The sequence below is a fragment of the Metabacillus niabensis genome (assembly GCF_902829255.1).
In the GTDB taxonomy this organism is placed as follows: Bacteria; Bacillota; Bacilli; order Bacillales; family Bacillaceae; genus Metabacillus; species Metabacillus niabensis.
Genome location: NZ_CADEPK010000108.1, coordinates 1 through 19,246, shown reverse-complemented (window position 1 = coordinate 19,246; position 19,246 = coordinate 1). Strand labels below are relative to the sequence as shown.

Below are 19,246 nucleotides of genomic sequence, written 5' to 3'. Positions count from 1 at the left end.
GTTTTCTACTTTATTAAATAGAGCGAATGAGATAAGGAACCAATATCCTGATAAAAATGTAACTATCAGTCATACGATTCCTTCGGATGAAATAGATGAAATGGATTATTTCCTCGCAAAAGGTTTTTATGTGATACGAAACCATCTAATTATGAAACGTGATTTAACAGAGGAAATTCCGAATTTCCCAATTTCAGATCATATGAAAATTATCAATTGGAAAATGGATACTGAAGCTGAACAAGAGGAATATTTGCGAGCTGAGGCTAAAAGTGATGATAATGGAGTATCATGGAGCTTAAATCGACTGCAATGGACAAAGAACGGTTCTGAATGGGATACGTTCACAGCATTTGCTGGTGACAAAATCGTCGGGAGTGTCATGACCTGGGGATTAGATGAAGAAAGAAGCGCGACAGAGAATATTTTTGTCTTACATGAGTGGAGACGAAAAGGAATGGCGAAAGCGCTTATTACAGAGGCTTTAAAGTTTCTAAAAAGCAATGGGAAAACGGAAGCTACACTAGGTGTATTTGGAGAAAATCAAAAGGCAATAGCTTTATATAAAGAATTGGGTTATAAAATGTTATTTATCAATATCGAATTTGGTCTTGATTTATAACTTTTGTAACTAAGATGTTTCAAGTTTTGTTGAAGTTATTTAGTAGAGAATTCAATCCTGTTATTCTTAATTTTGAAATTAAACGCCAACTCATTTCGTTCATAGTTGGCGTTTTTACTTAATGTCTATTTAAACTATATGGAATATGTTTCATAAAGTCTTTTAAGTCGATTCCATAGTATTCTTCTATATCTTTTCTTAACTTTTGCTCCAAGGCACAAACTTGAGGAACAATATAATTTAGCTCAAAGACATTATCAATATCTAATTCTGCCCATATCGATTTAATTCTAGCCTTATTAGAAAACGGGAGTAATGAAATAATCGCACCATCCTCGTAATCGTCATATTCAATAGTATAGTAATGAAATTCCGGTATATGATGTTTTGATATATTTTCCTTCCATTTAAACAAAGCCTTATAAAACTCTAGGATAGGAAGCTCGGCTTGAAAATATATTTCGTCATTGATTTTGATTGTAAGCATGGCCTCGACAGCTAAAATGGAAGGGACGTCCCTTCTAAGCTTATTGGAAATAATTCCTTTATTACTAATGAATTGATATTCAAAATTTATATTATTAGGAGCACTCACCATATTTTACTATCAAATCCTATCACTTTTTATTTTAGTTTTCTCTTTTAACCCCATTTTTTCTAAACTCACATTGACTCTTGTAATATTTCACTAGCAGTATTACATTACATTACATTGAAGCCAACTTTGTTTGTCTCATAATCGTTGATTACATCCTCTGAAATGCCTGAAGTTGTACTAATTCCAACTACTAACGCTTCTTTTAATATCTATGAGACTACCAGATTAGTATAGTTAGGGTCAATAATCTTCTCGGATTTTTCTCGTACATAAGAGAATTAAGGATTTATAGCCTTTTTAAGAAAACATAGCTAACCTTCTCATATTCCATTTTATTTGTATAAAAACGATGTGCATCTAATCGTTGTAGCCCTGAGGAGAGGGAAACAAGATCATAGCCATTCTCCTGAGACCAGCTATGGACATAACGCAAAAGTGCTTCACCATATCCCTTTGAGCGATAAGCAATATCTGTAACTAAATCACAAACCCAGATGAACCTGCCATTGTACAGAGTGATCATCGGCATAAAGCCTGCTACGGCAACAATTTTTTCATTATGATATAATGCAGCTATTTTATAATTTTCTTTTTCTGTTGCTTCGTGTACTAATTGAAGATAACTGTCCTCATCCAGAGCGGTTCTTAGCAACTTCATGACTGGATAGGCTTCCTTCCACTCCTGCAAATTTTTCAGTTCCTTAATGAAAGTTGTATTTTGCATCATACTCTCAACTCCTAAATGAAATTATGATTATTAAACCACAAACTGGTATAATCAAAAGTATCAGTTATGGTGAATTTAACAGTACCAGATTAAGAGGTGGGAAAATGTGATTGAGCTTACACCATACTTGAATAGAAAAGATAACACACCGCTTTATATTCAATTAGCAAATTACATAAAGCAAGAAATTGTATGTGGAAGAATAAAGCCTGGAGAAAGACTGCCGTCCAAAAGAAAGCTTTCCTCTTACCTTGGCTTAAGCTTAAATACGATTCAAACGGCCTATGAGCAGTTAAATGCGGAAGGATACATTGAAAGTAAACCGCGGAAGGGAATATTTGTTACAGCATTTGAAAATGAACTATCATCAGAGGAAATAGCTCCCAAACAATGGGAGCAAGTAGATAACAGAGAAGAAACGATTAATTTTGATTTTAATTCAGGGAATGTAGATATTGATCATTTTCCATATTCATTGTGGAGGAAAATAACGATACAGTCCTTATATGAGGATCAAGGAGAATTGTTTCAGCTAGGAAATCCACAAGGGGAGCTGCCTCTTAGAGAAGAAATTGCAAAGCATCTATATGCATCAAGGGGTGTTCGATGCCAAGCAGACCAAATTATTATCGGAGCAGGTACTCAGATGCTTATCGCATTATTAGTGATGTTAATTGGGAAGGACAATTTATATGGTATTGAGAATCCTGGATTCCATCGCATTAAAGCTGTTATGCACAATTTAGGAGCAAAAACAGTCCCAATCCCATTAGAACGTGACGGTATAGAGATTAATCAATTAATCGATAGCGAGGCTAAGGTTGTTTATGTGACACCATCCCATCAATTTCCTAACGGGATGATCATGCCGATATCACGCCGATTGGAATTGTTAAAATGGGCTGAGATGAACAACGGGTTTATCATTGAAGATGATTATGATGGTGAATACCGATACAAAGGCCAGCCAATCCCTTCCTTACAGGGGCTCGATACAAAAGGAAGGGTGATTTACCTAGGAACATTTTCTAAGTCGTTGATTCCCTCTATTCGGATAAGTTATATAGTATTACCACCATCTTTTATTCATCCATATCAGGAAAGCTTTACAATATATAAGCAAACGGCTTCAAGGCTCCATCAGGAAACCCTATATCGTTTTATGAAAGAGGGGTATTTTCAAAGTCATTTAAATAAAATGAGAACTCTTTACCGTAAAAAGCATGGAGTATTAATGTTGTCGATCAAACGCTATTTTGGAAATAAGGTAAAGGTTATAGGAGAAAATTCCGGACTTCACATTGTGTTAGAGGTAAAAAATAGGATGAGCGAAGAGGAGTTAATAAAAAAAGCGTTAAAGGCTGGCGTAAAGGTATACCCTTTATCAATCTATTATGATGGTGTTATAGATAGCAGCCCCCAAGTTTTGTTAGGCTTTGGAGGTTTGCGAGAAGCGGAAATTGATACAGGCATTAGCCTATTAAAGGATGCTTGGGAAATCTAAATTCATTTATTGAAAATGTCTTTTGCGGACGAACTGAATGATAAAAAATAACCGAATTCTGTAATATACTCGGAATTAATAAAAATTTATTTTAAGCAAGGGTAGCATATCGATTATAATTTAATGAATATAAACGTGTCTTTGATTCGTTTTGGAGGTTAATAAATATGAAGTATGATGTAATCGTTATTGGTGCAGGCTCAATGGGAATGGCAGCAGGTTATTTTTTATCAAAGAGTGGGAAAAAAACGTTATTGTTAGACTCCTTTAATCCACCACATAATAAAGGAAGCCATCACGGTGAAACGAGAATTATTCGCTATGCATATGCTGAGGGAGAGGAATATGTCCCATTCATTCTTAGAGCTCAACAATTATGGGATGAATTAGAAAAGGAAACGGGAAAACAAGTGTTTATTAAAACAGGAGTCCTCAATGTTGGGAAGGAAAAGTCAGATTTTATTCAAAATATTATGAAAAGCTCTGAAAAGTATTCATTGCCACTTGATGTAATGGATTCGGAGGAAATTCATCAGCGTTGGTCTGGAATTACGTTACCTAATGAATTTATCGGCTGTTATGAACCTACGTCTGGAGTATTAAAATGTGAGGAAAGCATTAAAGCATACCAAGAGCTTGCTGAAAGAAACGGTGCTACGATTCTATCAAATAGTAGAGTAAAGGACATTGCCGTTCAAAATGATGCTGTCACAATCAAGACAGATGATAAGATCCTTTCCGCGGATTCGTTAGTAGTTACTGCAGGAGCATGGTCAGGGAGCCTCCTTTCAATGTTGGATTTGGATGTTCCACTTACACCTGTGAGAAAGACATTTGCATGGTTTCATGCTAAAGAAGCGCTTTATCATCATCACCATTTTCCTGCCTTTGCCTTTGAGACACCTCAAGGACTTTATTACGGCTTCCCGAGTATTGATGGTTCTGGCTTAAAGGTTGGCCGCCATGATGGAGGAGAGCAAATAAATCCGGATGAAGCAATGAAAGGATTTGGGGAGAAGCAAGAGGATGAAGGTGATTTAGTTGGATTTTTGCATCAATATATCCCTAATACTGGAGAGCTGAAGTATGGAAAAACCTGTATGTATACTCTGACACCTGATGAGAAATTCATAATCGATCTGCATCCAAAGTATTCCAACGTTGCGATAGCGGCAGGATTTTCAGGACATGGATTCAAATTTAGCAGTGCGGTTGGACAAGCCTTAAGTAATTTAATTATTTCAGGAGAGAATGATATAGATATTTCTCAGTTTTCAATTAATCGATTTAAAGGGGAGTAGCTAGGAAAGAGAATGAAGGTATATAAGCTGAAAAATAACTTTAAAGGGATAAAAAAGGGAACTCAATTTTATTTAATCGCAGAGTCTGAGTTTATCGGTGTTAAAGATTTTGTGTTGCGAACGAAGGATCTTACCACTAGGATATCGATAAATGAACGGGAATTGCATAACCATTTTACTCTTTTGAAAAATGAGTGAACGGTTTGATAAGTTAGGCGCCTATCTATCATTAAAAGGCGCCTTTTCATTTTCTATCATCCCGTTTTGGAAAATTAATAAATGAGTAGTAGGTTAAGAAAGTTTATCTTTGCAAAACTAGAGACTTTACTTTCATCAATGGGCCTTTTGAGAAGAGCCTTTATTCAAAGCCAATAATAAAATCATTAAGATAATACAACTTGTACCAACCCATTGAAAAAGTCCAAAGGGCTCTTTTAACCAAAAGACTGTCGTTATAACAGCTGCTAATGGCTCTATGCTTCCTAGAAGGCTCGATTCTTTAGGTAGTAGACTTTGTAAGCTTTCGATATAAAACCAAAAGGCGATCATGGTTCCAAAAATGATAACGAAAACTAAATATAAATAGACTTCTAGTGGTAAGCTTTTAAATTCTATTAACCATGGTGGATGGATAAAACTTAATGCAAAACCACCAATAATCATAGCCCAGCCAACAATGACAAGGGAATCGTATTGTTTCAATAAAGGAATCGCATATAAAGTATAAAAGGCTAAAGCTATTCCAGATAAGATCCCCCAAATGATTGAAGGTGATGGCACAGATAATTGAGAGATAGATCCGTTAGTTAGTAAGAAAAAACAACCAATTAAAGCCAACGAAACAGATAACAAATCTCTTCGTGTTAGAGCAGCTTGTTTGCGTAAAGCTAAGTATACAATAATCATTACAGGTGCTAAATACTGTAATAGTGTTGCAACAGCTGCATTACCATGTTTAATGGAAGCCATATATGTGTATTGAACTGCAAGCATACCAAGTAAACCGAAGATCAATAATTGAATAGCATCCCTTCTCTTTTTCCAAACACCAAGTATTTGGGAACGGTCCTTTCTGAAAAATTGCACTGCCAAGAGTAAGAAACCAGCTATGAGTAATCGAGTTGTTACAAGCCAGTCTACATCGATTTGGAGTAGAAAAAGCTTTTTTGCAACTGTGCCACCAATCCCCCAAAATATAGCACCGGTTAGAACAAGAAATATTCCCTTTCTTCTGCTCATTATTGATTCTCCACCTTAAAATATAAAAATAATGTTATATTTTTAAATGATAAGTTTGAATCCCTTTAATTAATACAAGAATCAAATGTAAAAATATAAAAATATTGAGGTGGAGGTATGCAAATTAAAGATTTTCGGATTGACCAAAGTTTACGAGAATTAACTGAACATCGCACGGTTGTACTACCAATTGCATGTTACGAAACAACGATTAATCAGAATATAAATGGATATATACCACTTCATTGGCATGATGAATTTCAATTTGTTCTCGTTGTAAAAGGAGAGGCAATATTTCAAATAAATGAAGAAAATGTTTCGATTCAAGAGGGAGAGGGGCTTTTTATAAATAGTGGTTACCTGCACATGGCAAAAGAAAAGAATAATTCAGGTTGTGTCTATATTTGTTTAAATGTTTCTCCGAGCTTCGTATTATCACAAGAGCTATATACAATCTATGTAAACCCTTATATACAGGCTACAAATATTTCTTATATACGATTAGTTTCAAAAGAATTTTGGGCGAAGAATATTTTAGAGTCGATTTTGCAAATTAATCAACTGATAAATCAAAAACCTCGATATTATGAAATGGACATAAGTGTACATCTAACACTAATTTGGAAAAACCTGATAGAGAATGGAATTCAACTAGAATACGAACAGGTAGAAGTGGTTAAGAATCAGCGGATGAAGCAGATGTTAAATTGGATCCATCAGCATTATGCAGAGAAGGTCCTCTTAGAGGATATTGCACGGGCGGGTCAAATAAGTCGTTCCGAATGCTGCCGTTATTTCAAACGAATCTTAAAGAAAACTCCCATGAAGTACGTAACCGATTATCGAATTCAAAAAAGTTTAATTTTACTGCAACAATTCGAAGCTAATGTTACAGATGTTGCATATCGAGTTGGGTTTAACAGTACAAGCTATTTCATTGATAAATTTCGAAAGACGATAAATATGACACCATTAGCTTACAAAAATAAATATAAAAATAATAGTACTTTAGAGAGGTAGCATAGTTTTTAAGATTGTTATTCCAATGGTGGAGCAAGTTCGGTTTTTATCGACAAATGAAGCAGAATGGAACAATAAACTGCTGTTTAAGGTTATAAAGGGATTATGGTAATATTAGGTATAATCGAATTGGTGGTGACGGTAAATGGAACCTAAATGGCTTGAATGGGCGAAGCAGCTACAAGCTATTGCACAGGCAGGATTAACATATTCAAAGGATATCTATGATCTGGAAAGATTTGAATTGATTAGAAATATTAGCGTTGAAATGATGTCACAGCAAACAGATATTGATAAGACGGTTATTAAAGAGTTGTTTGCTAATGAAACTGGTTATGCCACCCCAAAGGTAGATATTCGGGCTGTTGTTTTTAAGGATCACAAAATTTTAATGGTAAGAGAAACTACTGATGGGGATTGGTCTTTGCCAGGTGGCTGGGGTGACGTTGGATTAACTCCGAGTGAAGTTGCTGCAAAAGAAGTAAAGGAAGAAGCAGGATTTGATGTCAAAGCAAAAAAATTAATAGCTGTATTTGATAAGAAGTGTCACCCACATCCTCCTTCCCCGTACCACGTATATAAGCTATTTATTCAATGTGAAATAATTGGCGGGCAAGCAAAGGAAGGAATTGAAACGAGTGCTGTCGAGTTTTTTGCTGAAAATAAACTACCAACATTATCTATAGCAAGAAATACAGAATCTCAAATTCAATTAGCTTTTAAACATTTACATAATCCCCAAGAGCCTGTCTATTTTGATTAATAAGCAAGATGAATCTCGTACCATTTCTTTCTATACATATAAGGGTATTTAATTGCTGGCGAAATAGGAAAACGCAAAGAGTAATCTTCATTATTCTCGTGCTGAAATGCGACATGTAAAGAGAGAAACATGAGAATAAAGGAAGGGAAGTAGGAGATGGAAAAATCAATAAAAAGTGAGCTTATTGGGGTATTTACATACAATGAGCAAATGAAAGCATATGAGGCACATGAAGGAAAAATACATTGGAAATTGGATATTAGTCATGAAGGTGTAGATGTTAAAGAGATGAAAAAAAGCGCAGAAAAGCTTTTTATACGCCTAGAGGAATTTGATAAAAATGCTAAAAAAGCCATTGTAGAGAAATTGATTGCTTATAAAAATAATTTTTGGCCAGAGTATGATGAGGATGATGAAAATCTAGACTGGGATGCTGTCGAAGCAGGAGAATATGATGTAACAAAGGAACAATTTGAAAAAGCGCTTACTCTGTATGATATCGTCATTCGAGTAAATGATTTTTATTGTGAATATGATGATGGCGATTTATTTGGTGGACATAGAATACATACTCATTTTGATTATGATGGCAATTTATTAAGTGCTGATGTGTAGTTTTAAATAGATTAATGGACTAAAAGAGTAATTGTAGTGAAGTTTAAGAGTGGAGGGTACAAAATTTGGATTATCAAGACGCGTTAAAGCAATATATAGAAGCGACAAATTCCCATGACTTTCAAAATGTTAAAAAGGTGCTTCACGAGAATGCATTGTACTGGTTTACCGATAAAACTTGTTCGACGATTAACGAAATTCAAGCTTATTTTGAAAATGCGTGGGAAGTAATTAAGGATGAGGTATATTCAGCAAATGACGTTAAGTGGATAACTGTTGACGATAACACAGCAACATGTGTTTATACATATCATTATCAAGGTTTTCATAACGGTACATTTGTTTCGGGAAGTGGAAGAGCAACAAATATTTTTATAAAGGATTCAACAAATGAATGGAAGTTGATTCATGAGCATCTGAGTAGTCTATAAATAGTTTCTTAGTATTTAATATATTGTTTTAAAGGAGATTGTGAGAAGTGATTCACTTCGAATTAAACACGATTGATAAAAAGCATATAGAAATCGATATGATGAACTCTAATCCAACATACAATTTGATAGCTAAAGGTAAAGAAGCTATTGATAAACAAGATGTTGAAGAAGAGTTTCGGGAAAGTGTAGATTTAGAGGTTGTACGTTTGTTTGTTATTCACAAAAAATACCAGGGAAGCGGATTAGCCGAAAAAATATATTCTCAATTTGAAACGAGAATATTAGATAAAGGTAAAAAGATAATTTCCTTAGCTGTACACGAAATCAACGTGCAAGGCATCCAGCTTTGGAGCTCTTTAGGATTTAGAAAAATATAAGCAATTAATCTATAATCATAAACCACATTTTTGTTTAGAGAAAAGGATTAGTTTTTAAATTTAATAACTATTTTTTTCCTAAAAAGAATTTCAAGTATTTTATAATAAAGAGCTTTCTTGGACAATTTTTAAAAGGAAACTAAGGCTAAAATAACATTTATCACATTCTGAATAAATGTTATTTTAGCCATATGTTTGAACTAGTTTTAACCGATTATTTTCTTTCTAATGATGATTTCTGCTAATAGTAGATTCATTATCCAGCATAGCCAAACAGCTATCGTGTAGGAGTGTCCATAAGAAAAGTTCATAACATAATGTGTTAATGAAACAATGATATAGATTGTCATATTGGCAAATGAAAGAAAGAAGCTTCTTATCATCCATTGACTATGTAAAACAATGTTTCGGCGCTTAATAAGAAGATAACCTCTGAGCGTTGTTCCAAGCCATAACGAATTTAAAATCAAGAATCCTACCGTGCTTAGCCAGCCTCCTGTTGCAAAGAGGGAGACATAAATACCTGGAATGAAATTTAAAAGGATTGATAGGACATATATCCGGCCATTCCAACGATGAAAGTTTAGAGCCTTTACTCGAATAGCCTTTATAACACCTAGCGGACCGGTTATAAGTGAGAGAATGGCGAGCACGATATGAATCCGAATCATCATTCCCCATAGCCATTCATTCGTTAAAATTTGATCCTTTCGTGCAATAAACTTTTCGAAAGTTGGATCAACTATAAAATTTTTTGAACTTGTATGCATGACCCACATAATTGAGAAGATCACGATGATTACTTTAATCGTTTTTTTCATGGCGGCTTTCCTCTGTCAACAAATCACGATGACCTGTTACTTTTGATGTAGGCAACAGCCCAGCTTTTGCTTCCCCATACATTTTATTTTTCTCGATATTAACGCAAAATTTTAAAGAGAGTCGCAATGGTTTTGTAACTTTCATAGACCATTTTAATTGGTTCCCAGCAAATTGAAGATTGTCTAATGACACAACGTCTTCGCCTTGCTTTGCAGTTCCAACTATTTGTCCATCTTTTAATGCTAAATCAAATAGAACGGAAAGGTTTCCGAGCGGAGTTGTAATGGTTGTATCCATTTTCCTTGAAAGTTCACTTTTTTATTTGGTTCAAGGAAGGAATCTTCATGCGTTTCATCAATTGAATCTTCTTGTTGGCTTTCTTTAGGTGATATTCCTTCAGGCTTCCAAACCGTTCCTCTACGCTCATATTCAAATAATTGTTCTACCGCATGGGCGATACGTGGACCTAACTCACGCTCAACTAAGTAAAGTGCAACATCAAGACCAGAAGTAACCCCTCCACCTGTAATAAGATTCCCATCATCAACGATGCGTGCATGGATTGGAATCGCGTTTGTAGCACTTAAAACCTCCATTCCCATATGATGTGTAACAGCATGGCGCCCTTCTAATAAACCATCCATTGCTAAAATGAGGGAACCGCCGCAAACTGTTGCAAGTAAGATTTCAGGTATGTGAATCGCTTGTTTAAGTAAAGGACCTAACTCTGTCTCGGTTGCCTGTTTTAATTTCATTGGTATTGAATCTAGCTCATTCCCTACAACAGAACCAGATGCACCTGGTACTAGAATGATTCCTTTACAGCTTATATCAAGTTTATCGCTTGCCTGGAGTTTAAGCTTGTTAACTCCACTCGTTACCATTCTTTCGCCCTCAGCAGACACAAGCTTAACAACGATCTCATCATTTGAGTACATATTAGCAGCAGTAAACACTTCAAAAGGAGCAATCGCGTCTAATAAATCAAATCCATTAAATAAGACGATTTGAACATTCATCTATAATGCCTCCATTCTCTGAACATTTCTTTGCATTTGTTTCGGTTAAATATTTTTATTTTTTTGTAAGAATCTCTATCAATCTTTGATATTCCATTTCATCAATCGCTCCTTCAGCCAATCGTTTTTTAAGAATTGAGGAGAGCTGCCGGTCATGTTGAATGGTATTTCTAGATCGATCTCGCATTTTAATGACAAAAATCGCTACAAAACAGAAAAGTGTAAGACAATATAAAGTACTAAATGTACTCATATGTAAGAAAACCTCCTTCAAATTGTTAAATGAACAAACTGACATATTAGCCGTTTATGCCACAACAAAAGAGTAACGTTTAAATATCTCAGACGTAGCTACAAAAAAGTCACAAAACAATAACGATTCATCACAAAACGACTGACAATGCTTGTTCCCTGTTTGTAAAATGATAAACTAAAGGTGGATTTCGATTAATTTTAGTTGGAAAATGCTTTTATGAAAATGGAGGATAGTTGTGAAGGAAATGCATACAATTCTTGTCGTTGATGATGACAAAAGTATTGTCGAGCTATTAAAGGATTTCTTAGAGAATGACGGTTTTCGTGTTAAAACAGCTTTTAATTCTATTCAGGCACTTGACGTCATTTCTGCTGAAAGAATTGATTGCATCATTCTAGATATTATGATGCCAGGACAAAATGGCTTTGAGTTATGTCGTGAAATACGAACAAAAAGCAATATTCCGATATTATTTTTAAGTGCAAGAAGTGATGATGTTGATAAGATAAGGGGGCTAGCTCTCGGAGGAGATGATTATATCGTGAAAACAGCCTCACCTGGAGAGATTGTTGCGAGAGTAAAAGCTGTATTAAGGCGCACAAGCTTACAGCTGGAGTTCGATCGACGGGTATTGAAATATGGCAGACTTACACTCGATTTGTCCACGAGAGAAGTGCTTATAGATGGGAGAATCATCTCGCTTACACCGAAGGAATATGAATTGCTTCGTTTGTTTGCCGAACATCCAAAATATGTGTTTACTTATGACCAATTACTTGAAAAGTTTTGGGATGGAATAGGAGACAAGCATACTGTTCGCGTCCATCTCAGCAGACTTCGCGAGAAAATTGAAGATGAACCGAACCAGCCACAATTCATAATCAATGTCTGGGGCATTGGGTATCGATTCAAGGGAGAATAATATGAAAACTTTACGCATTCGTAAGTTTACGGTCATCTGTCTTTTTCTACTCCTCTTATTCCCCTGGCTCTTTTTTGTAGCTGCACAGGTACTTGAAACAAAGACGCTCGGTTTTGGTATAAGTGATAAACAAAAGGCAGATATAAAAGAGACGGTTCAACTCATCGAAACAAATTCAAAAAACTGGAAGGACCCTGTTTGGCAAAACCGATTGAATAAACACCTAGAGAATACAAACATGAATGTATTGCTTCAATCTGCCCTGAATGAAACAATCTATCAATCTGTTTCCAACCACGAACAATCATTTATGAAATCCGAGCAGTTTTCGCTCATTGAGGATGGACAAGTAACTGGTAAGGTTACGATTTATTATAGTAATTCGAGACTTAAGCAAATCATTGCAGCGTTTGTTGGTCTAATAGTTGCTTTTTTTATTGTCGGATATTTCATGCGAAGAAATATTCTTATACCTCTTGAAAAGATGAGTAATTGTGCTCGGAAAATAGCAGAGGGAGACTTAGATGTCCAATTACCGTCATCTGAAATCACTGAAATTGCTGAGGTTCGGGACGGTTTTCACGTGATGGTTGCAGGCTTGAAAAAGTCATTTCAGAAACAAGTTGAAATGGAGGCTGAGCGTAGATTTATTATTGCTTCTGTTGCACATGACTTACGGACACCGTTGTTTGCCTTGCGTGGCTATTTAGATGGTTTAGAAAAGGGAATTGCTACCTCCCCTGAAAAACAAGCGAAATATATAGCAGTTTGTAAAGAGAAGTCAGCTCAGTTGGATAGACTTGTAGAGGATCTTTTTACATATACAAAAACGGAATACTCAGAAATAGAATTTAACGAAAATAAAGTCGACTTTACACATGTGCTAAAAAAAGCGATAGACAGCATCAAACCGCAAGCACAGCTGAAGTATATCTCGATTACAGAAGGCAATTTTCCGAACCATTGCATGATTAACGGCGATGCTCATTTATTAGAACGAGCTTTGAACAATCTATTAGACAATGCAGTTAGACATTCTCCAACTAAAGGAAGGATTTTTATTCACTGCTATCAAGAAAGTGACCGAGTGTATTTTACAATACGTGATACAGGTAAGGGATTCTCCGCAGATGAACTTCATCATGTATTTGAACCATTATATCGAGGTGAAGTGTCGAGAAACTATTCAACAGGTGGATTCGGTTTAGGCTTAACGATATCGCAGAGAATCATCAGGCAGCATGGAGGAGACATTATTGCGGAAAATGATAAAGAAGGAGGAGCACTTTTAACAGGCTGGGTTCCCTTGGCAGGCTGATCGTTTCTTTAAAACAGTTAGTGAATAATAGATGTGAACAAATAAGCTTAAAATGTTTGTTCACGTAGGTCGGTGATATAACGACTGTCAGAAGAATGAAAAGGAGTTCGTTCGAAATGATTTATGCAATTGGCTTATTTTTACTAGCAGGTATAGCAGAAATAGGTGGTGGGTATTTAATTTGGTTATGGTTAAGAGAAGGCAAACCGTTTTATTGGGGAGTATTTGGGGGCTTAGCATTGGCGCTATATGGTGTAATCGCAACTTTTCAATCATTTCCATCGTTCGGTAGAGTGTATGCTGCATATGGAGGTGTGTTTATTGTTCTTTCAGTTCTGTGGGGATGGGGAATAGATAAAAAAACACCTGATGTATATGATTGGATAGGTGCATGTATATGCTTAGTTGGTGTAGGGGTCATGTTATTAGCACCGCGTCATTAAAGAGGAGTTATAATAATATTCAAGTGGCGGATTTATGCTTATTTGATAGTTCTAGAATTAAAAAGTAATAGGTAATAATGGATTTATTTTAAATTATATAGTTTATGTAAACGACAGATAAAAAGGTTGAGCCGACTAGTAATCTCTATCGGCTCTCAGTTTAATTTATCAGTTAGAAAATATCCGTTCCCCTAATAGATTAAGTTTTTTTATGTAATACTATTAGATAGAATGTAGTGATTCATTCGAAATTATCACACCATTAGGGTCAACTAGCTTTTTAGGTAGAGAGTCCTTAATAACAGCCTCGGTAATTGTCACTGTATTACCAATTATTGTTTGAATATTTTTAATAGGAGTACCAAATAAAATAGAGAGATCATCCTCTAATCCTTTTCTCTTTGTTTCTAATTTTAATTTTTGTATTTTTATGTTGTCATTCATAGAATCTACGATGTCTTCGCTCGTTTGAAGTTCAATCCTAAAATGATAAGGTGTTGTAATAAACGTTCTTCGTTCCCCTTTAGCAACTGTCCAATTCATTTTATCTGCTTTCTCACATATAATATTTTGTTCATTTTCAGAGACTAAAAAGCCAATATGGTCAAATTTAATCTTCTTTCCGTAGCCAAAGGTAATATTTATCGCGCCTTTCCTTGCCTCTATAATACGGAAAATTATAGATTTATCTCGGAAATCATCCCACGTTAATGGTGGGTTAAAAGCTTGAAAATCTCCTTGATATTTTCCGATGCGTTGAGAGATTCGAAAGCCGATATTCTTATAAAACTTTTCCGTTTCCTCTACATAAGGAGTCCAAAAATGATAATGAAATAGCAATAGAATTTCCTCCCTTTCCCTTTTACGATTATGATTTCTTGTAATACTTTAGCTGAATTTGTAAGAACATCGGTGTTTCTCTACTGTATTCCCTTATAATCCCATTTTACAAAGTTTTAGAGATAAATGTGCTGTTATATCAAGATAATCGTTTTCTTTCTATGAAAAAGTATAAATTTCATCTAAAATCATGGTATAATTTGGAATAAAATTGAAAGTTGATTAAAGAGGCGTTTAAAATGTCGGTTATGATTAAATCACCATTTTGGTTTACCTTTATTATCGTTTTCATCGTTTTATTCCTCATAAACTTCATTAGCCAAACGTATTTAATGAAGAAGGAAGATTATAAAATTAGCTGGGGTTCAATAGTGGTCCTTGTTTTTCAAGGGATCGTTATTTCAATCATATTTGAAATGATGTAGGAGAGGAAATATGAAATTTCGAGAATTTACTTTAAATGATTATGAATCGGTAATAGATTTATGGAAGCTTGCTGGATTAAAGCTTTCTCGGTCTGATACATATGAAGGACTGAAGGTTAAATTAAAAAGGGATCCTGATTTATTTTTTGTTCTGGAAGAGCAGAATCGAATTATCGCTGTAGTTATGGGGAGTTTTGATGGAAGAAGAGGATGGATAAACCACTTAGCGGTTCACCCTGAATACCAGGGAAAGAAGCTTGGTCAACAAATAATTGATGAACTACAAAGACGTTTTAAGAAAATCGGTTGTGAAAAAATGAACCTTTTGATTGAACTAAGTAATGAAAATGTCCAAAGCTTTTATGAAAAACAAGGATTTAAAAAACATGACTTAATATTTATGGAGAAGTGGATTACTTGAACATGTGCTTGCATTCATTGGTTTAACCATGCTAATTATAGAAGTAGAGCATTTTCGCAAGGACGAACCAAAAGGCTGGTTATTTGTTGTTGTTTTGCTTTTCATATTTGTATTAACAGAACGATTTTTATTAAAGTAGGAAAGAAGCTTGGTCAACAAATAATTGATGAACTACAAAGACGTTTTAAGAAAATCGGTTGTGAAAAAATGAACCTTTTGTATGTTAATCGGAGAAATTATTAGTTAGGAGGGAGTTTTTTGGAAAAAATTATTGAGCAAAATCGAGAGGGAAAAGAAATACCCCTTTTATATTTCCGTGTTATCTCTTTCCTTACATTTAAGAAAATTAGGAAAATAGAACAAAAGAAGATGAAGCTGAAAGAGGAGTTATATATTGATTAATTGCTTAATATAAAGTGGCGGAATAAGAGCTTTAAGTAGAGATCGCAATGGCGGTCTTTTTTTGTTAGATGTTGGAGTTGGTAAATGAAATCGGGTTTTAAAAATTAACATATTGGTCCTTCTGAAAAAAGACTTTTGAATCATGGAAAGTAAACAAAACAGAGTATTCAACAGAGCTTTATTTTTTGATTTATAATGAGATTGTAAGGCTGAAAATGGAGAGTGAATAGTTATGGGAAAACCAATAATCGGTGTTTTACCGTTGTATGATAACGAAAAGGATAGTTACTGGATGCTGCCAGGTTATATGAAAGGGATAGAGGATGCTGGGGGAATCCCGATAATGCTACCATTAACGACAGATGAAGAGATTATTTTAAGTTTAGCAAATACTTTTGATGGTTTTCTCTTTACAGGTGGTCAGGATATTAATCCAGAGCTTTATGGTGAAAAAATTTCGGATGTTAACGGGGAAATGTGCAATGAACGTGATTGTATGGAGGAGGTTCTTTTTAAGCGAGTAGTCGAATTGGATAAACCTGTATTAGGGATTTGTCGTGGTCTGCAATTATTTAACGTTTTGTTAGGTGGAACCTTATACCAGGATATACCGACTCAACTAACTAGTAGCGATATTAACCATAAACAAAGACCTCCATATACTGAACCGACTCATAATGTATACATAGCAAAAGATACATTGCTTTATCAGATTCTTCAAGTAGATACTTTAAAAGTGAACAGCTATCATCATCAAGGGATTAAGAAGATATCGGAAAAATTAGTACCTGCTGCAAAAGCAGAGGATGGATTAATTGAAGCGGTTATCATGCCAAATAAAACATTTACTTTAGCAGTTCAATGGCACCCTGAGTTCAACTACAAGCACGACGATAATAACTTTAAATTATTTTTAGAGTTTGTAAGAGCATGTAAATAAAAACGATATCTTTTAAGGTTTGACTTTGCCGCTTCATGATTGGAGCGGTTTTTTTGATGCAAGTTAATCTGAATATTGTCTAGGATAGGAATCTAAGTCTATCTTCTTGATACAAATTCCTTGTTAAACATTTGTACCAGTCAGTCCATTTGGATGGATTATCTAATACTACTAGAACATTTTAAATAGAAAAGGAGTTTGAATTGTTTTCCAGAATCTATTAAAGGATAAATAATAGTAAATCCAACAAATGAGAAAGCATTCTATTTCATTAGTAAATTGGAAAAACGAAAAAATCTGTAGTGTAATTCCAAAGCTATAGGCCATCTGTGTTGGTAAGTTTAATAAAAGAGTAAATACGCGAAAGGTAGATAAGGAGTTTATCGTGTGAATCGTAAACAAAAGCTGTCAGTTTTCTGTGCATTACTATTTCTTTTCATCCTTATTGCCCTTTTTTTCCCGACATGGACACCTAGTATAAAGGGAGAAAACAGCATTGCTATCTTAGAGAAAGTAAAAATAAATGATAGTGAGCTTGAAGTAATGATTAGAGGTGTTGATAAAACGAATCCAATTATTATATTTGTACATGGCGGGCCGGGGTGTTCGGAAATTCCTTATGTTCGGAAATATCAGGATATCCTTGAGGAGCATTTTACAATTGTCCACTATGACCAAAGAGGAAGCGGAAAATCATATCAATTTTTTGAGGATTACTCGAATATAACGACAGATCAACATGTGGAAGATTTATTGGCACTTACAAACTATATAAAAGATGAATTTTCTCAAGAGAAGGTTTTATTAATCTGACATTCGTTCGGTACATATATAGGAATGAAGGCTGCAGATAAAGCTCCTGAAAAATATGCAGCTTATATTGGCATTGGACAAGTAGCTAATCATACGAAAAGTGAAGTGGATAGCCTTGAATATACAATTCGTCAGGCTGAACAAGCTGGAAATGTAAAGGATGTAGAAAAGCTTAAATCTCTTGAAGATTCTATTAAGAATGGTGAAACACATACACCTAGAGATCTGGTTCGGAAGTATGGAGGAGCAGCAAGGTTAATCAATGATAATATGGATTACTACATCGGATTTCTAATGAACCCTGAATATAATTTACTTGATTGTTTTCGTTATTTACGAGGTATTTCAGCCACCCAAGGAATTTTACTAACCGAAGAAAGAGAGAACGATATTACAACCTTAGTGAGTAGCTTAGATATCCCGTTTTATATTGTTATGGGAAAATACGATTATATGACAGCTACGAAAGCGGCAAAAGACTATTATGATCACCTAACCTCACCAAAAAAAGATTTTATCGTCTTTGAAAATTCGTACACTATCCACAATTTGAAGAAGAAAAACCTTTTGCAGATTGGCTTATTCAAACTTGGAGAGACGATAAATTCATTATTTTTGATTAAGTATTCTAATTAGCAGGTTAAAACGTACGGATTGGAATAGTTGAATGAATAACACAAAAAGGGTCTGACCCCACCATAAACTAACCTCACCATTAGTCTATTGTATTTGAGGGGTCTGATCCTTTGGTTTTCATATTGCATAGTAACTGCCTATGTTACCTTATTTTTTTCAATCTGATACCAACACACATAAGTAAAATTCCTGAAAAAGAAAAAATGAAATTATAAAAAAGCTCAGAAACATCCTCGAATAATAGTAATCCAAGCGTAACGAATATAACCCCAATACCTGCAAAAAAATTTTTTATAACAACACCCCTTTTTAATATATTAGGTTGTTAGTGAAAAAAGTAAAAAAATATTGAGATTGAAGATCTTTTGTGGGAAATTTTGATTTAAGGATTAAAGCTAGATAAACAAAAAGACAAGGAGTTTTCATTTTGACTGATAAATTAAATAAAGAACAATTAATAAAACTTGTTGAGGAAATAGTTAACCCGAAATTAAACGATGATGAAATAAATGAAAAAATTGAGCTATTCGAAAAAAATGTACCTCATCCAGCCCCAAGCGATTTAATTTTTTGGGATGAGGAAGACTTATCACCGAAGGAAATAGTCGAAAAGGCATTGAATTATCGATCTATTAACTTGTAAATATTGCAGTGAGTGATTAAGGAAAAAACATTAAAATAATGGTGATGAAATGAAACTTCCAAATGGAATAACTGGATTTTATAATTCGGAAAACAAGCCTCCGAATGTTGATGGTAAGCATTTTAATCAGGTATGTGTAACTGCTT

General features: G+C 34.6%; 23 protein-coding genes and 2 pseudogenes. 18 read left to right on the top strand and 7 right to left on the bottom strand.

Going from position 1 to position 19,246, the window contains the following annotated elements; all coding sequences use genetic code 11:
* A partial coding sequence (locus HU235_RS10320) for a GNAT family N-acetyltransferase (RefSeq protein ID WP_174880169.1) occupies positions 1-622 on the top strand: 622 nt, incomplete at its 5' end.
* Positions 623-740: 118 nt separating this feature from the next.
* Here HU235_RS10320 and HU235_RS10315 read toward each other — a convergent pair.
* Together HU235_RS10315 and HU235_RS10310 are read right to left on the bottom strand one after the other, a co-directional pair.
* Positions 741-1,220 carry a DUF7878 domain-containing protein gene (locus HU235_RS10315; RefSeq protein ID WP_442407815.1) on the bottom strand — a complete coding sequence of 160 codons (480 nt, stop codon included), beginning with the start codon at positions 1,218-1,220 and terminating at the stop codon, positions 741-743.
* Between the two features lie 286 nt (positions 1,221-1,506).
* On the bottom strand, positions 1,507-1,944 hold the full coding sequence (locus HU235_RS10310) for a GNAT family N-acetyltransferase (RefSeq protein ID WP_174880170.1): 438 nt from the start codon (positions 1,942-1,944) through the stop codon (positions 1,507-1,509).
* Positions 1,945-2,053: 109 nt separating this feature from the next.
* Between HU235_RS10310 and pdxR the strand changes: the two genes are divergently transcribed.
* From pdxR to HU235_RS10295, 3 genes are all read left to right on the top strand, one after another.
* Positions 2,054-3,451 carry a MocR-like pyridoxine biosynthesis transcription factor PdxR gene (gene pdxR, locus HU235_RS10305; protein ID WP_174880167.1) on the top strand — a complete coding sequence of 466 codons (1,398 nt, stop codon included), beginning with the start codon at positions 2,054-2,056 and terminating at the stop codon, positions 3,449-3,451.
* A 167-nt stretch (positions 3,452-3,618) separates the two neighbouring features.
* On the top strand, positions 3,619-4,752 hold the full coding sequence (solA, locus tag HU235_RS10300; protein WP_174880166.1) for an N-methyl-L-tryptophan oxidase: 1,134 nt from the start codon (positions 3,619-3,621) through the stop codon (positions 4,750-4,752).
* Between the two features lie 12 nt (positions 4,753-4,764).
* Positions 4,765-4,950 (top strand): hypothetical protein, encoded by a 186-nt coding sequence (locus HU235_RS10295; RefSeq protein WP_095302695.1) that lies wholly within the window; start codon positions 4,765-4,767, stop codon positions 4,948-4,950.
* Positions 4,951-5,085: 135 nt separating this feature from the next.
* Here the strand turns inward: HU235_RS10295 and HU235_RS10290 are convergent, their stop codons facing one another.
* Positions 5,086-5,991 (bottom strand): DMT family transporter, encoded by a 906-nt coding sequence (locus tag HU235_RS10290; protein WP_095302697.1) that lies wholly within the window; start codon positions 5,989-5,991, stop codon positions 5,086-5,088.
* 123 nt (positions 5,992-6,114) lie between these two features.
* Between HU235_RS10290 and HU235_RS10285 the strand changes: the two genes are divergently transcribed.
* From HU235_RS10285 to HU235_RS10265, 5 genes are all read left to right on the top strand, one after another.
* Complete coding sequence (locus HU235_RS10285; protein WP_233452191.1) at positions 6,115-7,011, top strand: AraC family transcriptional regulator; 897 nt, start codon at positions 6,115-6,117, stop codon at positions 7,009-7,011.
* Between the two features lie 145 nt (positions 7,012-7,156).
* Positions 7,157-7,774, top strand: a complete 618-nt coding sequence (locus tag HU235_RS10280; RefSeq protein ID WP_174880164.1) for an NUDIX hydrolase — start codon at positions 7,157-7,159, stop codon at positions 7,772-7,774.
* A 156-nt stretch (positions 7,775-7,930) separates the two neighbouring features.
* Complete coding sequence (locus tag HU235_RS10275; RefSeq protein ID WP_174880163.1) at positions 7,931-8,389, top strand: DUF2262 domain-containing protein; 459 nt, start codon at positions 7,931-7,933, stop codon at positions 8,387-8,389.
* A 65-nt stretch (positions 8,390-8,454) separates the two neighbouring features.
* On the top strand, positions 8,455-8,820 hold the full coding sequence (locus HU235_RS10270; RefSeq protein WP_095302706.1) for a YybH family protein: 366 nt from the start codon (positions 8,455-8,457) through the stop codon (positions 8,818-8,820).
* A gap of 47 nt (positions 8,821-8,867) precedes the next feature.
* The gene (locus tag HU235_RS10265; protein WP_174880162.1) at positions 8,868-9,200 is read left to right on the top strand and encodes a GNAT family N-acetyltransferase; all 333 of its coding nucleotides are present in this window, start codon (positions 8,868-8,870) and stop codon (positions 9,198-9,200) included.
* 206 nt (positions 9,201-9,406) lie between these two features.
* On the opposite strand, the gene HU235_RS10260 is transcribed toward HU235_RS10265, so the two are convergent.
* The 3 genes and pseudogenes from HU235_RS10260 to HU235_RS10250 all read right to left on the bottom strand — a co-directional run bounded on the left by HU235_RS10260 (position 9,407) and on the right by HU235_RS10250 (position 11,294).
* Complete coding sequence (locus tag HU235_RS10260; RefSeq protein ID WP_174880161.1) at positions 9,407-10,021, bottom strand: DUF2306 domain-containing protein; 615 nt, start codon at positions 10,019-10,021, stop codon at positions 9,407-9,409.
* Positions 10,005-11,041, bottom strand: a pseudogene (locus HU235_RS10255) (DJ-1/PfpI family protein). The gene HU235_RS10260 and the pseudogene HU235_RS10255 overlap by 17 nt, the downstream one beginning before the upstream one ends.
* 55 nt (positions 11,042-11,096) lie before the next feature.
* Positions 11,097-11,294, bottom strand: a complete 198-nt coding sequence (locus tag HU235_RS10250) for an SHOCT domain-containing protein (protein WP_174880160.1) — start codon at positions 11,292-11,294, stop codon at positions 11,097-11,099.
* A 238-nt stretch (positions 11,295-11,532) separates the two neighbouring features.
* Here HU235_RS10250 and HU235_RS10245 point away from each other — a divergent pair, with 238 nt between their 5' ends.
* The 3 genes from HU235_RS10245 (at position 11,533) to HU235_RS10235 (ending at position 13,980) form a co-directional block, all read left to right on the top strand.
* Positions 11,533-12,219 (top strand): response regulator transcription factor, encoded by a 687-nt coding sequence (locus HU235_RS10245; RefSeq protein WP_095302715.1) that lies wholly within the window; start codon positions 11,533-11,535, stop codon positions 12,217-12,219.
* 1 nt (position 12,220) lies between these two features.
* Positions 12,221-13,537 carry a sensor histidine kinase gene (locus tag HU235_RS10240; RefSeq protein WP_174880159.1) on the top strand — a complete coding sequence of 439 codons (1,317 nt, stop codon included), beginning with the start codon at positions 12,221-12,223 and terminating at the stop codon, positions 13,535-13,537.
* Between the two features lie 116 nt (positions 13,538-13,653).
* Entirely contained in the window at positions 13,654-13,980 is a 327-nt protein-coding gene (locus HU235_RS10235; RefSeq protein ID WP_174880158.1) for a YnfA family protein, read from the top strand.
* Positions 13,981-14,202: 222 nt separating this feature from the next.
* Here HU235_RS10235 and HU235_RS10230 read toward each other — a convergent pair whose 3' ends face one another.
* Entirely contained in the window at positions 14,203-14,820 is a 618-nt protein-coding gene (locus tag HU235_RS10230; RefSeq protein ID WP_174880157.1) for a VOC family protein, read from the bottom strand.
* Between the two features lie 239 nt (positions 14,821-15,059).
* Between HU235_RS10230 and HU235_RS10225 the strand changes: the two genes are divergently transcribed.
* The 6 genes and pseudogenes from HU235_RS10225 (at position 15,060) to HU235_RS10200 (ending at position 19,100) form a co-directional block, all read left to right on the top strand.
* Complete coding sequence (locus HU235_RS10225) at positions 15,060-15,245, top strand: hypothetical protein (protein WP_095302723.1); 186 nt, start codon at positions 15,060-15,062, stop codon at positions 15,243-15,245.
* A gap of 10 nt (positions 15,246-15,255) precedes the next feature.
* Positions 15,256-15,666 (top strand): GNAT family N-acetyltransferase, encoded by a 411-nt coding sequence (locus HU235_RS10220; RefSeq protein ID WP_095302725.1) that lies wholly within the window; start codon positions 15,256-15,258, stop codon positions 15,664-15,666.
* 258 nt (positions 15,667-15,924) lie between these two features.
* Positions 15,925-16,068: a hypothetical protein gene (locus HU235_RS10215; protein ID WP_170944476.1), complete on the top strand. Its 144-nt coding sequence runs from the start codon at positions 15,925-15,927 to the stop codon at positions 16,066-16,068.
* Between the two features lie 232 nt (positions 16,069-16,300).
* Positions 16,301-17,008, top strand: a complete 708-nt coding sequence (locus tag HU235_RS10210; protein ID WP_174880156.1) for a gamma-glutamyl-gamma-aminobutyrate hydrolase family protein — start codon at positions 16,301-16,303, stop codon at positions 17,006-17,008.
* Positions 17,009-17,551: 543 nt separating this feature from the next.
* Positions 17,552-18,444: pseudogene (locus HU235_RS10205) on the top strand (alpha/beta fold hydrolase).
* Between the two features lie 440 nt (positions 18,445-18,884).
* Positions 18,885-19,100, top strand: coding sequence for a bacteriocin immunity protein (locus tag HU235_RS10200; RefSeq protein ID WP_095302730.1), 216 nt, complete (start codon positions 18,885-18,887; stop codon positions 19,098-19,100).
* The last annotated feature ends 146 nt before the right edge of the window (positions 19,101-19,246 follow it).

Bases quoted from the DNA above. Each gene is read 5' to 3' on its own strand.
- HU235_RS10315 (WP_442407815.1), bottom strand. From the start codon at position 1,220: ATGGTGAGTGCTCCTAATAATATAAATTTTGAATATCAATTCATTAGT.
- HU235_RS10310 (WP_174880170.1), bottom strand. From the start codon at position 1,944: ATGCAAAATACAACTTTCATTAAGGAACTGAAAAATTTGCAGGAGTGG.
- solA (WP_174880166.1), top strand. From the start codon at position 3,619: ATGAAGTATGATGTAATCGTTATTGGTGCAGGCTCAATGGGAATGGCA.
- HU235_RS10295 (WP_095302695.1), top strand. From the start codon at position 4,765: ATGAAGGTATATAAGCTGAAAAATAACTTTAAAGGGATAAAAAAGGGA.
- HU235_RS10290 (WP_095302697.1), bottom strand. From the start codon at position 5,991: ATGAGCAGAAGAAAGGGAATATTTCTTGTTCTAACCGGTGCTATATTT.
- HU235_RS10280 (WP_174880164.1), top strand. From the start codon at position 7,157: ATGGAACCTAAATGGCTTGAATGGGCGAAGCAGCTACAAGCTATTGCA.
- HU235_RS10275 (WP_174880163.1), top strand. From the start codon at position 7,931: ATGGAAAAATCAATAAAAAGTGAGCTTATTGGGGTATTTACATACAAT.
- HU235_RS10260 (WP_174880161.1), bottom strand. From the start codon at position 10,021: ATGAAAAAAACGATTAAAGTAATCATCGTGATCTTCTCAATTATGTGG.
- HU235_RS10250 (WP_174880160.1), bottom strand. From the start codon at position 11,294: ATGAGTACATTTAGTACTTTATATTGTCTTACACTTTTCTGTTTTGTA.
- HU235_RS10240 (WP_174880159.1), top strand. From the start codon at position 12,221: ATGAAAACTTTACGCATTCGTAAGTTTACGGTCATCTGTCTTTTTCTA.
- HU235_RS10235 (WP_174880158.1), top strand. From the start codon at position 13,654: ATGATTTATGCAATTGGCTTATTTTTACTAGCAGGTATAGCAGAAATA.
- HU235_RS10225 (WP_095302723.1), top strand. From the start codon at position 15,060: ATGTCGGTTATGATTAAATCACCATTTTGGTTTACCTTTATTATCGTT.
- HU235_RS10220 (WP_095302725.1), top strand. From the start codon at position 15,256: ATGAAATTTCGAGAATTTACTTTAAATGATTATGAATCGGTAATAGAT.
- HU235_RS10210 (WP_174880156.1), top strand. From the start codon at position 16,301: ATGGGAAAACCAATAATCGGTGTTTTACCGTTGTATGATAACGAAAAG.